The following is a 12723-nucleotide window of genomic DNA, read 5'->3' on the forward strand; positions in this document are numbered from 1 at the left end:
TTTTAGCAATAAACTAACAAAATTGTAACTAACAAGTCTGTTACATTATTTACTACTTGATTTTTAACAAACGCTCTGCTGCTTGTAGCAATAGTTCATCATTTTTTGCAAAACAGAAACGGATGCGATTTAAATCAGTTTGATCACCATAAAATACCGAAAGCGGAATGGTTGAAACACCAAATTCGGTTACTAATCGTTTGGTAAAATCAACATCCTTTTCATCCGAAATGCTCTGATAAGATGCGGTTTGAAAATAGGTTCCTTCGCAAGGCAACAAATCAAAAGCAGTTTCTTTCAAAAGATGTTTAAAGAAATTTCTTTTTTCAGAGTAGAGTTGAGCAACTTCATTCACATCGAAAACAGTTAAGTATTCATTGATGGAAGCCTGAGCCAAACTATTCACGCTAAAAACCAAGTATTGATGTACTTTTTTGACTTCTTCTAATAAATTTTCAGGAGCGATTAAATAGCCGATTTTCCAACCGGTTAAGTGAAGTGTTTTTCCGAAAGAGGAAACAATCAAACTTCGGTCTTTTAATTTTTCTCTGGTGTTGATGGAAATGTGTTTGTTTTCAAACGTAATAAATTCATACACTTCATCCGATAAAATCAATAAATCAGGATAATTTTCAATAATTTTTTCGAGCTGAATGAAATCATTTTCTGTCCAAATTTTTCCGGAAGGATTGTGCGGATTATTCAAAATCAGCATTCTAGTTTTCGTCGATAAATGCTGACTAATAGCTTCAAAATTGGGTGAATAATCTTCTTTTAACGCAATCCGAATGGGTTTTGCATTACTCAAAATGATTGGCATTTCATAACAATCATAACTCGGATCCAGAATGATGACTTCGTCTTGCGGTTGCACAAAAGCTTGAATAGAGGCAAAAATCGCTTCGGTTGCTCCGGCGGTGATTAAAATTTCGGTTGACGGATTCACTTTTCGTTGATAATGATCCAAAGTCAATTGAGCAATTTTTTCCAATAGCGGAGGATAACCAGCCATCGGTGCATATTGATGAATGTCGGTTTTGGCCAATCGAGCTAAAATTTCCGTCATTCGCACATCAATCGGGAAATTAGGAAAACCTTGCGAGAGATTGATGGCTTGATAATCGGTTGCCATTTTAGACATTACTGTAAAAATACTAGTGCCGATATGCGGAAGTTTAGACATAGCTTTGATTTTTGTAAAGATAAAAAAAGCACTTAAATCATTAGTTGGTGATTTGTAATAAGAAATTGAAATTTCAAAAATTATTACTGCCAAATACAGTTTTGATTCATAATGATAATACTACGAACATAATTATCGTCTTTGACAATTATTTCCACTTTTATCTCATTAGCATACATTGAAATAGTTAATTCTTTTATGTTGTTGACTTTAAAATTATTTAATGCTCTTTGGTTGTTTTCGAGAAACGGATGTTTATTAAGAATGATCTCGTTTAATGCTGTAAATGAATTGGGATTGTTTGGTGGAGCAAGCGTTAAGGTGAATCGAACGCATTTTTCATTTGTGGTATTGATCGTTTGCATGGCTATTCGGGTTGGCCTTACTTCAATATTGTTTTCTGTTTTTGTTTCAATTTTGGAAGAGTCATCAACCGTTACTTCTTCAAGAATTTCCTTGGGAATTAGTAGACTGATTTCCGATCTCGGGATAGCGAGTGTAGCTTCATAACTGACAACTTCATCAATATAATCTGAGGCGTTATAACTTGTATGGCTTCTGAAAAAACTCAAAAAATTGTGGTATTCTTTTTTGGAATCTTTGGTTTTGATGTAAATGTCATACAATACACTCGAACAATATTTGTTGGTTTGTTGGTAAACTTGCTTAACGATATCGGTAAGTAAACCTCTGTCTTTATTCTCGTCAACGGTTATTTTGACTTTGGCTTCTTTACGCAAATCGTTTACCAGTTGTTGAATGGCGGTTGTTTTTTTGTTGCTTTTGTCTGAGATGTAACGATTAATGAAATCGGCTAAAACCTGTTCTTCTGATAGATTAAAAATCATTAAACCCAATTCATATTTCTGTTTGAAGTCATTTGGATTATATTTATTTGTGTCGAAACTACGAAAGTAAGCCAATATTCGAAATTTTTGTTCCATTTGGATATTGAACGGCGTAGTAAAATCAGGTTTATCTTTATTTACCACAATTTCTAATCCTGAATTGCCTATTTTGAACTGGTTTAATCTTTTAAAAATCAAACCCATACTCATAAAGGAAGCATCGCCTCTCGGATTGGCACTTTGTTGTAGGTCTTTATAGAACACCGCTTGTGTTAGGTTTTTTATCCAAGTATCGTAGTAATTAAAATCGTTAGGCATTTGTTTGTCAAAACTTTCGGAATATAGATTTTTAAGCGATGGATAATACCTTGGCGTATTTTGAGCCAAAAGCGAGTAGGATAGGAGTAATAGTGTAATGTATATGATTTTTTTCATTTATTTTTCAGATTTGAATGATCCAAACTCCAAATCAGAGAGGAGAATTGATTTTTTAAAATTAGAATTAAAAAACTACAGGATTAAAATTTTTTAACAAAATTTCGTTTTAAAAGCGAATACACCACTGAATCCCAAAACTTGCCATCCCAATATTCATTTTCCAGAAAATGAGCTTCTTTCACAAAGCCATTTTTTTCTAACACTTTGGCAGAAACATAATTTTCCGGATCAACCACCGCTTCCACAGAATGGAAATTCAGCACATTGAATCCATAATCTAAGACGGTATTAATGGCTTCACTCACGATACCTTGACTTTGATATTGCGGCAACAACATATACCCAATTTCCGAACGGTAATTTTCAGGTTGAATGCGATAATGACCAATAACGCCCAACAATTTCGGATTTCCTTTTAACGTAATTGCCCAATTGATTCCGGTGTTGTTTTCAATTTTTTCGATAATCATAGCAATGTGTTCCAATGCCATTTCGGGTGAAGTTACTAATGGTCTTGGAATGAATTTCATCGTTTCCGGATTGCCGCGAAGTTCCATTACTTCGTTTACATCATCAACAGTAACCGCTCGTAAGAACAAACGCTGGGATTCTAGGATTGGGAAAGGGGCGAAGGAGAGGGTGAGCATTTTGTTTTGTTTTTGTAAATATAAAAAAAACACCAACCTCTCAGTCAGTGTTTTTCACTATATTTTTTAGATATTAATCTTCAAGTAAAACCTCCAAAATACTAATCGCCGCCTCACTAATTTTCGTCCCAGGACCAAAAACGGCAACTGCTCCGGCATCAAACAAAAATTGGTAGTCTTGGTGCGGAATTACGCCACCTACAATGACCATAATATCTTCGCGACCGTATTTTTTGAGTTCTTCAATCACTTGTGGCACCAAGGTTTTGTGTCCGGCAGCCAAGGAAGAAACGCCTAAAATATGCACGTCATTTTCCACGGCTTGTTTGGCAGCTTCGGCAGGAGTTTGAAAAAGAGGACCAATGTCCACATCAAAACCAACATCGGCATAACCGGTGGCGACTACTTTTGCTCCGCGATCATGACCGTCTTGCCCCATTTTCGCAATCATAATCCGCGGGCGACGACCTTCTTTCTTGGCAAAGGCATCGGCTAATAGTTTCGCTTTTTCAAAGCTTTCGTCGTTTTTAATTTCTTTACTATACACGCCGCTAAAAGTTCTAATTTGTGCTTTATAACGTCCGAAAACGGCTTCTAAGGCATCACTGATTTCGCCTAGAGTTGCTCGGTTTCGGGCTGCTTCTACGGCTAAAGATAATAAATTTTTATTCTGATGACTATCAGAATCTTTTGAATTTTCCATTCCAGCTTTTGCCGCTTCCGTCAATTTGGCTAAACTGGCTTTTACTTTTTCCGTATCACGAGACGCTTTTATTTCTGCCAATCGTTCCAATTGTTGTTTGCGAACCATTTGGTTATCTACATCCAAAATCATCAACGGATCTTCTTTCTCCAGACGGTATTTGTTTACGCCAACAATAATGTCTTGACTACTGTCAATTCGGGCTTGTTTTCTGGCGGCTGCTTCTTCAATTCTTAGTTTCGGAATTCCGGCTTCAATGGCTTTCGTCATACCGCCTAATTCTTCCACTTCTTCCATTAAAGCCCAAGCTTTTTGAGCAATTTCATTTGTCAAACTTTCCACATAATAACTTCCCGCCCAAGGATCAACCGTTTTACAGATTTTCGTTTCTTCTTGTAAAAAGATTTGTGTATTTCGAGCAATTCGAGCAGAGAAATCGGTCGGCAAAGCAATCGCTTCATCCAATGCATTGGTGTGCAACGATTGTGTTCCGCCAAAGGCAGCTGCAGCTGCTTCAATACACGTTCGAGCCACATTGTTAAACGGATCTTGTTCGGTTAAACTCCAACCCGAAGTCTGACAATGCGTTCGCAAAGCCAATGATTTTTCATCTTTCGGATTGAATTGTTTGAGCAATTTTGCCCATAACATTCGACCCGCACGCATTTTGGCAATTTCCATAAAATGATTCATGCCAATCGCCCAGAAAAAAGATAGGCGAGGAGCGAAGGTATCAATATCCATTCCGGCAGCTAATCCGGTTCGGATGTATTCTAAACCATCGGCTAACGTGTAAGCTAATTCAATATCAGCAGTAGCTCCGGCTTCTTGCATGTGGTAACCCGAAATCGAAATAGAATTGAATTTCGGCATATTTTTACTTGAATATTCAAAAATATCGGCAATGATTTTCATCGAAGGAGTAGGTGGGTAGATGTACGTATTTCGCACCATAAATTCTTTCAAAATATCATTCTGAATCGTTCCCGAAAGTAAATTCGGAGGCACACCTTGTTCTTCAGCTGCGACAATATAAAACGCCATAATCGGCAAAACCGCTCCGTTCATAGTCATCGAAACCGACATTTCGCCTAGCGGAATTTGGTCAAATAACACTTTCATGTCTTCCACCGAATCGATGGCGACACCGGCTTTTCCCACATCACCCACTACACGTTCGTGATCGGAATCATATCCTCGGTGTGTGGCTAAATCAAACGCCACTGAAAGTCCTTTTTGACCGGCAGCTAAATTTCTACGGTAAAACGCATTACTTTCTTCGGCCGTTGAAAATCCGGCATATTGACGAACAGTCCACGGTCGGCGAACATACATTGTGGCATAGGGACCACGAAGATTGGGAGCAAATCCGGCACCAAAATCAAGATGTTCCAAATCTTTCATATCTTCTTTTGAATAGAGTGATTTGAGTTCGATGTTTTCGGCTGTTAGAAAATTATCAATTTCAGAATTTTCTATTTTCTGACTTTCATTTTCTAATTTTATATGTTGGATGTTTTTTCTCATGAATTTTCTTTTAAAATTTTTTCAAATTCATTCACAGTAGGTATGTTTTTTTCGTAAATTTTAGGTAATTTTTCAGTGAAGATATATTCACTTACACCTATTGGTTTGTTTATGTCTTTCAAAGCATATTCTACTTCAATTCCATCTTTACCATTGCATAATAAAATGCCGATCGAAGGGTTTTCGTCTTCGGTTTTCAGTTTATCGTCAACAGCAGATAAGTAAAAATTTAACTTCCCAGCAAATTCTGGTTCAAATTCTACTGTTTTTAATTCAATAACGATATAGCATTTTAAAGTAATATGATAGAAGAGTAAATCCAAAGAGTATGATTTTTTGCCTATTTCTATAGGATATTGTCTTCCCACAAAAGCAAAACCTTTTCCAAGTTCTAATAAAAACTTAGTGATATTTTCGGTTAGCTGTTTTTCTATTTCTAATTCGTGAACTTGTGCTTCTAAAGTTAAAAAATCAAAATTATAAGGATCTTTTAATAATTGATTGGCTAGTGCTGCTTGATTAGTTTTTAGTGTTTTATCGAAATTATTTATAGATTTTCCTTGTCTTTCAAAGAGGTTTTGTTTCAGTTGTAAAGCTAAAATTGCTCTACTCCAATTGTTTTTTATTGTTTCATTTATATAAAAACAAGCCTCATCTTTTGTTTTCGTTTTTTCTAATATCAATACATGATGTCCCCACGGAATCAAAATCAATTCTTCCAGTCCAATAAGTTGTTGGATTGAATCAAGTAATTCTAGTCCAACAACTTGTTGGACTGAATTTTCAGAATAAAATATGTAAAATTTTCTTATATTGAATAGATTTGTTCTTGAAAAGCCTGAAATTCCAGGAAATTCAGACTTAATGTCTTTAGCGAGTTGGTCAATATAGTTATTTCTGCCTTCAAGTAATGACTGGTTTTCAAAAATCATTTTACCAATATTCCAATACAGTAAAATCAACTCTTTATTGATAGATAGAGCTGCTTTTTGCTGAGAACTTAAAATTTGATTTTTAATTTCAACAATTAAATCTTGGTATTTTGAAAACTGTAGATTCATTATTCTAATTTCTACCCTTTATTTTATATGTTGGATGTTTTTTCTTTTTCATCATAAAATGCGTATTTTTTCCAAATAAGGATCAAAATCTACCACAAATGGAGTTTCTAATGTTAATGCAAAACTTTTTTTATTGAAGCTCACAAAATAAACTTGTTTATGAAACTCAAATTCATTTTTTGGCACAATCACTTTATAAATTGCCTTGAATATCTGAGCTTCTTTTGTTTCAAAAAATCGAGCCTCTTGTTTATTAAATAGCATTCCTGTTTGAGCATTTACTTGATCGTGACTATACCGAATTTGATTCAATAACATTTGAGCATCTGCTTTATTAAACTTAAAATATTCAGTAGGAACAAGGCTCAAAATTGAACCTGATGTGGTGTGTTGAAACAAAAATATATCGTGACCGGATTGGTATAGTTTTGCCAGTCTTTCCTTCTCTATATCAACATTTAAACTATCTTCAGTTTCATCAACGAGTTCAAGGTATTCTGCTTTGGTAAGTTTTTTAAATTCTTTTGGTAAAAATAATCTGATGCCCTGACTTTCAATAGGGAAAAATTTTCCTTCTAAAGCCGGTTTCTGACTTTCTAAAATTACTTTTTGAGATTCCTTTACAGCTTCCAAACAAGAAAAAAGTGTAGAAGTGGAAATTAAAAGCACAATTAAGAAATATATTTTTTTATACATTTTCCTCAAGTTTTAACCGTTCCTGCTCCAATTTTTCCGCCAATCTCCTTTCAATAATTGGTGTTATCAATGTCTTTCTCGGATTGTTTTTTACAAACGGAAATAGTTCCAAGTCATTGGCCATTTTGTCGTTTTTGTTAGGATATTTATTAGTTCCCAATAAAATTTCTTTTCCGCTATCAAATAAATCTTGCTCTTTTTGAGCACTTTCATCAATTTTTCGCTGAATTGTTCCTTCAATCAATTGCGTAATCAATCCACCGTTTGCTTCAATGTCTTTGAATAATCCTAGTGCTTTTTCAGCTAATTGTTCCGTTAAACTTTCAATATAATAAGCTCCATCTGCCGGATTATGCACTTGATTAAAATAGCTTTCGTGTTTTAAAACCAATAATTGATTCCGTGCAATTCGGTCTCCAAATTCATTGTCTTTGTGATAAATGGCATCATATGCCAAATTTGAAATACCGTCCGCTCCACCCAAAATCGCACTCATGCATTCGGTGGTGGTGCGAAGCATATTCACATTATAATCGTATAAGGTTTTGTTGCGTTTGGTTGGAGTGACAACCATATGGCAATCTACAGAGTGATTGTATTCCTTTGCCAATGTGTTAAAAAGTAATCGCAACGCCCTCAATTTTGCAATTTCAAAAAAGTAATTGGTGCCCACTGAAACTTCAAATGTAATGGGCGTCGAAATGTTTTCAATTCGATTAAAATATTCATTCACGTGAGCCAGTGAATAAGCCAATTGCTGCACAATATTCGCTCCCGCATTTTGATATAAGTCGGTTTTACAACTTAAAAAAGGAATTTTTAAATCTGAAATTAATTTCAGTTCGCTAAAATCTTTTTCTAACGAAGCAAACCAATTTCCGTCTCTGGCCAATTGACCAACCGCATCTTGTAAAATGATGATTTTAAATTGATTTTGAGCTGAAAAAGCAACCACTTTTTTGACAAATTCAGCAGAAAGAAATAACAGATTAAAGTAATAAGTCACATTCTCTTTCGGAAGATTCCTCATTAATTCATCCAAAGAAATCGCTTCAATTTCAACCGTAAACCGAACAGATTCTGCACCTCTTTTCATGGAATCGATCGCTCTTTCATTCGATTTTTTCACATCATGAACATAAATGTTTTGGATGATTTTAAATCCATTTGAACCCGATGATTCGTAATTAAAATCACGTTCATCACTGTGATAAAAAGGTTTTACTTTAATTCCTTCCGGACTTTCCCAAACTAATGTTTCGTTGTAGTCTGCTCCTTTGAGTTCGAACTGAATTTGCTGTTTCCATTGTTTCGATGAAATTGGTTCAAACTCGTTGAATAAATTATCTGCCATAGTTTATAGCGATTTATTGTTTACTTCTTCCAACATTTCCTCTTCAAATTCAATAATATAAATGTCTTCGCTGTCGCGTTTCATATAATATTTTTCGCGAGCATATTTTTCAATTTGATCCGGATTGTTGAGTCGTTTAATGTCAAGACAGTCTTTTTTAATTTCGTCTTGATAATAGTTCTTGTTTGTTTCTAGTTCATCCAGTTCTTTGTTCAAAACCCGATGTTCCAAATAAGAATAATTGTCTAAAAAAAGCATCCACACCGCAAAGAAGATAAGCACTAAAACATATCGATTTCCGACATATTTAAACCAAGAATATTTTTCTTCTAAGCGTTGAAAAAACTTCATAATTAAAGAATTCGTTGATTAATTACGGCACGAACCACATCAATGGCAACCGTATTATATTTATCATTCGGAATAATAATATCTGCAAAAGCTTTTGTTGGTTCAATAAATTGTTCGTGCATAGGCTTCAAGGTGTTTTGATATCGATTAATTACTTCATCCATATCTCGATCTCTTTCAGCGATGTCACGTTTTAAACGTCTAATTAAACGTTCATCCGAATCGGCATGAACATAAATTTTAATATCAAACATGTCGCGAAGTTCAGGATTCGCTAAAATCAAAATTCCTTCCACCAACATCACTTTTCTAGGATGTGTTACAATCGTATCATCTGTTCGATTGTGTGTTACAAACGAATAAACGGGTTGCTGAATTACATTATTGACTTTTAATTCCTTCAAGTGAGCGACAAGTAATTCAAAATCTATTGCACGCGGATGATCAAAATTAATTTTTGTTCGTTCGTCATAACTCAAATTATTCGTCTCTTTGTAGTACGAATCTTGAGAAATAATTCCAACTTCGGTTTCCGGAAGTTCATTCATAATCTGATGTACAACCGTCGTTTTTCCACTTCCGGTACCACCTGCAATGCCAATAATCAACATGTTTTTTTTTGTTTATTTAAGTATAACAAAAGTAGAAATTATAATCGCAGAAAAATACTTTTTTGAACTAAAATTTTATTATTCAGAACCATTCTTTTTTTGTTTCTTCCAAATAAAGTAGAGGATAACCACCACCGCCGGAATCACGATATAAAGCACAACATCACTCGTTTCAGATAAATCAACTTTACCCGTGTCGCTTGGAATCCCACTTGGTTTTTGAGCAAAAATCAAACCCGAAACAAATACTAAAAATAGGCCTATTATTTTTTTCATCTTTTTTTGTTTACAATTTACAAAATAATAAGCACAAAACCAACAAGTTGTTAAACTAAGAATAGGTTTTTGGGCGTGTCCTTCCGCAAGGTACAGGTCGGGCTTTTCGCTACAATCCCGCACGCGGTTCAGTGGCAACACAGTTTTTCAAGTCGATTTATTTCTGCTTCAAGTTTGAGGTTTCAAGTTTTCCCTCAATCTCGGCATTTCAAAAGAATATAATGTTTTGAACTTTTAAAAAAGCTATTTCTCTTGTTAAAGAAAATCTTCGCCTAAGGAATCCGTGAAAATCCATTATAGCGAAGCTATTAAAATCCGTGAAAACCCGCGTTTAGCGCAGCTAATCCGTCAAATCTGTGTTCCATTTTTAAGTTTCGACTCGCAGTCTCCGTTTTCACCCTATTTTGTCATTCCGAAGGAATCTATTACAATCTTCCGAATCTTTGTGTCTTTTTTTCTTCGTAGCAAAAAAAATCCCCTTCATAAAATGGAAAGAATGAATTAAAGTAGTCGGGTTGGCGGGATTATTCCATGAACCTGAAGATAGGAATTGTTGCTCACCAAAATCCTTTTGAGCTTTGCGCTGAGTTATTTTTTGTTTTCAAACCTTACAAGCAAGTTGGACGGTTCAGAAAACAAAAAATCCCTCCCACGAAGTGGAAAGGATTTTGGTGGTCGGGGTGGCAGGATTCGAACCTGCGGCCTCCTGCTCCCAAAGCAGGCGCGATAACCGGGCTACGCTACACCCCGCAAAAGAAAATAAATTTCTCTTTTGGAGGGTGCAAATATACTATTAAAATTAGTTTTACCAAACCTAATTTTAAATAAAATTATACTATTCATAAATTATTAAAACTAATCAACAATTAAGGAATAATTTTTATTTAAGACTTACATTTGCATCGAAAATTAGAAAATAAAATTATGTCTGATACAATAGAAAAAATTAAGTGCTTAATTATAGGTTCCGGTCCTGCAGGTTATACTGCTGCGATTTATGCTGCCAGAGCCAATATGTTTCCGGTTTTGTACCAAGGAACACAACCAGGTGGTCAATTAACAACAACCAACGAAGTTGAAAATTTTCCTGGTTATCCTGATGGAGTAACCGGACCCGAAATGATGATTCAGTTGCAGGAACAAGCCAAACGTTTTGGAACGGATATTCGTGACGGATGGGCAACCAAAGTTGATTTTTCAGGACCAATTCATAAAGTTTGGGTAAATGATACGAAAGAAATTCACTGTGAAACAGTAATTATTTCAACCGGAGCTTCGGCAAAATATTTAGGATTACCATCGGAACAACATTATTTGCAAATGGGTGGCGGTGTTTCTGCTTGTGCGGTTTGCGACGGATTTTTCTACAGAGGACAAGAAGTTGTAATTGTTGGAGCTGGTGATTCAGCGTGTGAAGAAGCACATTATTTATCAAAATTGTGTAAAAAAGTAACGATGTTAGTGCGTAGCGAAAAATTCCGTGCCTCAAAAATCATGGAAGCAAGAGTTCGCAAAACCGAAAATATTGAGATTTTATTAAACACTGAAACGGTTGAAGTAAAAGGTGACGGCCAAGTGGTAAGTTCTGTTTTAGTAAAAGAAAGAACAACTGGTGTGGAAACAGAAATTCCAGCCACAGGGTTTTTCGTAGCAATTGGTCATAAACCAAATACGGATATTTTTGTTGATTATTTACACTTAGACGAAACCGGATATATCATCAACGTTCCCGGAAGAGCATTAACCAATGTTGAAGGTGTTTTTGTTGCCGGCGATGCTGCCGATCATGTGTACAGACAAGCGATTACTGCTGCCGGAACAGGCTGTATGGCTGCGTTGGATGCTGAGCGTTATTTAGCTAGTAAAGAATAATTAGAATTTAAAGAGATATAAAACAACCATGAATTCCACTAATTTACACGATTTAATTTGTGTACATTAGTGGAATTCGTAATTTATAATATAGATATTTATATTTAGAGGAAAAGATGTTATTTAAGCGGTTTTTTGTTTAACGAAGATTCATCTGCAAAGCGTTTGATTTCTATGGTTGCGTTGCCGTAGAGATTTGTTTCTGATTTGCCGGAAGATTCTAAAACGAGTTTGCTAGCGACTTGAACACTGCTTTTTGAACTTCCTTCTGTAATAACTGAAGCCGTTTGAGCTATCAAGTTTTTTCCGGTAAAATTGGAGGTGTTATCCATTCTTAGTTTTAAATCATTAACGTCGCCCTCGATGTTAGCTGATGCTTTTTGGTACATGTCGCATTTGAAATTGGAGGAACGAACCAAAGCTTTGACGTTGGTGTTTTTACTTAATTCAAAAACAACATCATCCGATTTAAGATTGAGCTCAATTTTACTTTTATCATTGGCAATTAATGTGAAATTGGCACAATCTGCATTTAAAAACAATCGTGAATCATCATAACATTTGAATGTAACTTGGCTAAGTTTTACATCGGCTAGTGCGGTTACGTTAGCATCGCCTTTGGCAACAAGCATTTTGAAATCATCGGTGTACGTTATGCGAATGCTGGTTTTTTTGGCACCTGAAATAGAGTGTATTAATCCAATCCGTAGCGTTGTTCCGTTTAGTTTTATGTCAAATGATTCGTGTGTGTTATCGTCTGCTTCAATTTCTAGGGAAGATTGATCGCCTTTAACGATAAAGACATCAATAGCATCTTCTAGTTCGAGGCTATCGAAATTACCTATTTCTTTTTGCGTGATGGTTACAATTTTCGAGGCTTTGAGTTTTTCTTTTTTTTGACTCCATGTTACGGTGGAAAAAAGAATGGCTACGAATAGGATTAGAAATTTTTTCATTTTGATGTGGTTTATAAAGCAAATATAAAAAAACATCCCGATTATTGGTCGGGATGTTTGTTAAGATATGCTATTTTGCACACTTTTAGATGCCTAAAGTTCACTTTCTAGCCCTGAATGACTGACTATCCCACGCTTTCGCGGGGATAATAGGTAGGGCAGGAACATGGATGGCATAGAAGTCCGAGCCACTCGCTCCT

12 protein-coding genes and 1 tRNA gene are annotated in these 12723 nt (G+C 35.4%); 1 reads left to right on the forward strand and 12 read right to left on the reverse strand.

Annotation, left to right across the window (positions count from 1 at the left end; translation table 11 throughout):
* Positions 1 to 52: 52 nt before the first annotated feature.
* The 11 genes from B0I10_RS13085 to B0I10_RS13130 form a co-directional block, all read right to left on the reverse strand.
* Positions 53 to 1183 (reverse strand): methionine aminotransferase, encoded by a 1131-nt coding sequence (locus tag B0I10_RS13085; RefSeq protein WP_112086999.1) that lies wholly within the window; start codon positions 1181 to 1183, stop codon positions 53 to 55.
* A gap of 83 nt (positions 1184 to 1266) precedes the next feature.
* Positions 1267 to 2466 (reverse strand): hypothetical protein, encoded by a 1200-nt coding sequence (locus tag B0I10_RS13090; RefSeq protein ID WP_112086962.1) that lies wholly within the window; start codon positions 2464 to 2466, stop codon positions 1267 to 1269.
* Between the two features lie 83 nt (positions 2467 to 2549).
* Complete coding sequence (locus tag B0I10_RS13095) at positions 2550 to 3116, reverse strand: GNAT family N-acetyltransferase (RefSeq protein ID WP_112086963.1); 567 nt, start codon at positions 3114 to 3116, stop codon at positions 2550 to 2552.
* A 73-nt stretch (positions 3117 to 3189) separates the two neighbouring features.
* Positions 3190 to 5346, reverse strand: a complete 2157-nt coding sequence (gene scpA, locus B0I10_RS13100) for a methylmalonyl-CoA mutase (RefSeq protein ID WP_112086964.1) — start codon at positions 5344 to 5346, stop codon at positions 3190 to 3192.
* Entirely contained in the window at positions 5343 to 6407 is a 1065-nt protein-coding gene (locus B0I10_RS13105; RefSeq protein WP_112086965.1) for a PDDEXK nuclease domain-containing protein, read from the reverse strand. Before B0I10_RS13105 ends, scpA begins: the two co-directional genes overlap by 4 nt.
* Before the next feature lie 51 nt (positions 6408 to 6458).
* Complete coding sequence (locus tag B0I10_RS13110; protein ID WP_112086966.1) at positions 6459 to 7103, reverse strand: hypothetical protein; 645 nt, start codon at positions 7101 to 7103, stop codon at positions 6459 to 6461.
* A complete protein-coding gene (locus B0I10_RS13115) occupies positions 7096 to 8457 on the reverse strand; it encodes a methylmalonyl-CoA mutase subunit beta (protein WP_181456953.1) in 1362 nt (453 codons plus the stop codon). Before B0I10_RS13115 ends, B0I10_RS13110 begins: the two co-directional genes overlap by 8 nt.
* 3 nt (positions 8458 to 8460) lie before the next feature.
* Positions 8461 to 8808 (reverse strand): FtsB family cell division protein, encoded by a 348-nt coding sequence (locus tag B0I10_RS15700; RefSeq protein WP_181456954.1) that lies wholly within the window; start codon positions 8806 to 8808, stop codon positions 8461 to 8463.
* 2 nt (positions 8809 to 8810) lie between these two features.
* A complete protein-coding gene (gene udk, locus B0I10_RS13120; RefSeq protein WP_112086967.1) occupies positions 8811 to 9419 on the reverse strand; it encodes a uridine kinase in 609 nt (202 codons plus the stop codon).
* A gap of 78 nt (positions 9420 to 9497) precedes the next feature.
* The gene (locus B0I10_RS13125; protein ID WP_112086968.1) at positions 9498 to 9695 is read right to left on the reverse strand and encodes a hypothetical protein; all 198 of its coding nucleotides are present in this window, start codon (positions 9693 to 9695) and stop codon (positions 9498 to 9500) included.
* Positions 9696 to 10367: 672 nt separating this feature from the next.
* Positions 10368 to 10445 (reverse strand) — tRNA-Pro (locus tag B0I10_RS13130).
* 174 nt (positions 10446 to 10619) lie between these two features.
* Here B0I10_RS13130 and trxB point away from each other — a divergent pair.
* Positions 10620 to 11567, forward strand: coding sequence for a thioredoxin-disulfide reductase (gene trxB / locus B0I10_RS13135; RefSeq protein ID WP_112086969.1), 948 nt, complete (start codon positions 10620 to 10622; stop codon positions 11565 to 11567).
* A 119-nt stretch (positions 11568 to 11686) separates the two neighbouring features.
* Here trxB and B0I10_RS13140 read toward each other — a convergent pair whose 3' ends face one another.
* Positions 11687 to 12523, reverse strand: coding sequence for a GIN domain-containing protein (locus tag B0I10_RS13140; RefSeq protein WP_181456955.1), 837 nt, complete (start codon positions 12521 to 12523; stop codon positions 11687 to 11689).
* Between the last annotated feature and the right edge of the window lie 200 nt (positions 12524 to 12723).

The sequence above is a fragment of the Flavobacterium lacus genome, assembly GCF_003268815.1.
Taxonomy (GTDB): Bacteria; Bacteroidota; Bacteroidia; order Flavobacteriales; family Flavobacteriaceae; genus Flavobacterium; species Flavobacterium lacus.

What these genes read in the sequence shown, in the direction of transcription:
- B0I10_RS13085 (WP_112086999.1), bottom strand. Translation starts at nt 1,183, where the DNA reads ATGTCTAAACTTCCGCATATCGGCACTAGTATTTTTACAGTAATGTCT.
- B0I10_RS13090 (WP_112086962.1), bottom strand. Translation starts at nt 2,466, where the DNA reads ATGAAAAAAATCATATACATTACACTATTACTCCTATCCTACTCGCTT.
- B0I10_RS13095 (WP_112086963.1), bottom strand. Translation starts at nt 3,116, where the DNA reads ATGCTCACCCTCTCCTTCGCCCCTTTCCCAATCCTAGAATCCCAGCGT.
- scpA (WP_112086964.1), bottom strand. Translation starts at nt 5,346, where the DNA reads ATGAGAAAAAACATCCAACATATAAAATTAGAAAATGAAAGTCAGAAA.
- B0I10_RS13105 (WP_112086965.1), bottom strand. Translation starts at nt 6,407, where the DNA reads ATGAATCTACAGTTTTCAAAATACCAAGATTTAATTGTTGAAATTAAA.
- B0I10_RS13110 (WP_112086966.1), bottom strand. Translation starts at nt 7,103, where the DNA reads ATGTATAAAAAAATATATTTCTTAATTGTGCTTTTAATTTCCACTTCT.
- B0I10_RS13115 (WP_181456953.1), bottom strand. Translation starts at nt 8,457, where the DNA reads ATGGCAGATAATTTATTCAACGAGTTTGAACCAATTTCATCGAAACAA.
- B0I10_RS15700 (WP_181456954.1), bottom strand. Translation starts at nt 8,808, where the DNA reads ATGAAGTTTTTTCAACGCTTAGAAGAAAAATATTCTTGGTTTAAATAT.
- udk (WP_112086967.1), bottom strand. Translation starts at nt 9,419, where the DNA reads ATGTTGATTATTGGCATTGCAGGTGGTACCGGAAGTGGAAAAACGACG.
- B0I10_RS13125 (WP_112086968.1), bottom strand. Translation starts at nt 9,695, where the DNA reads ATGAAAAAAATAATAGGCCTATTTTTAGTATTTGTTTCGGGTTTGATT.
- trxB (WP_112086969.1), top strand. Translation starts at nt 10,620, where the DNA reads ATGTCTGATACAATAGAAAAAATTAAGTGCTTAATTATAGGTTCCGGT.
- B0I10_RS13140 (WP_181456955.1), bottom strand. Translation starts at nt 12,523, where the DNA reads ATGAAAAAATTTCTAATCCTATTCGTAGCCATTCTTTTTTCCACCGTA.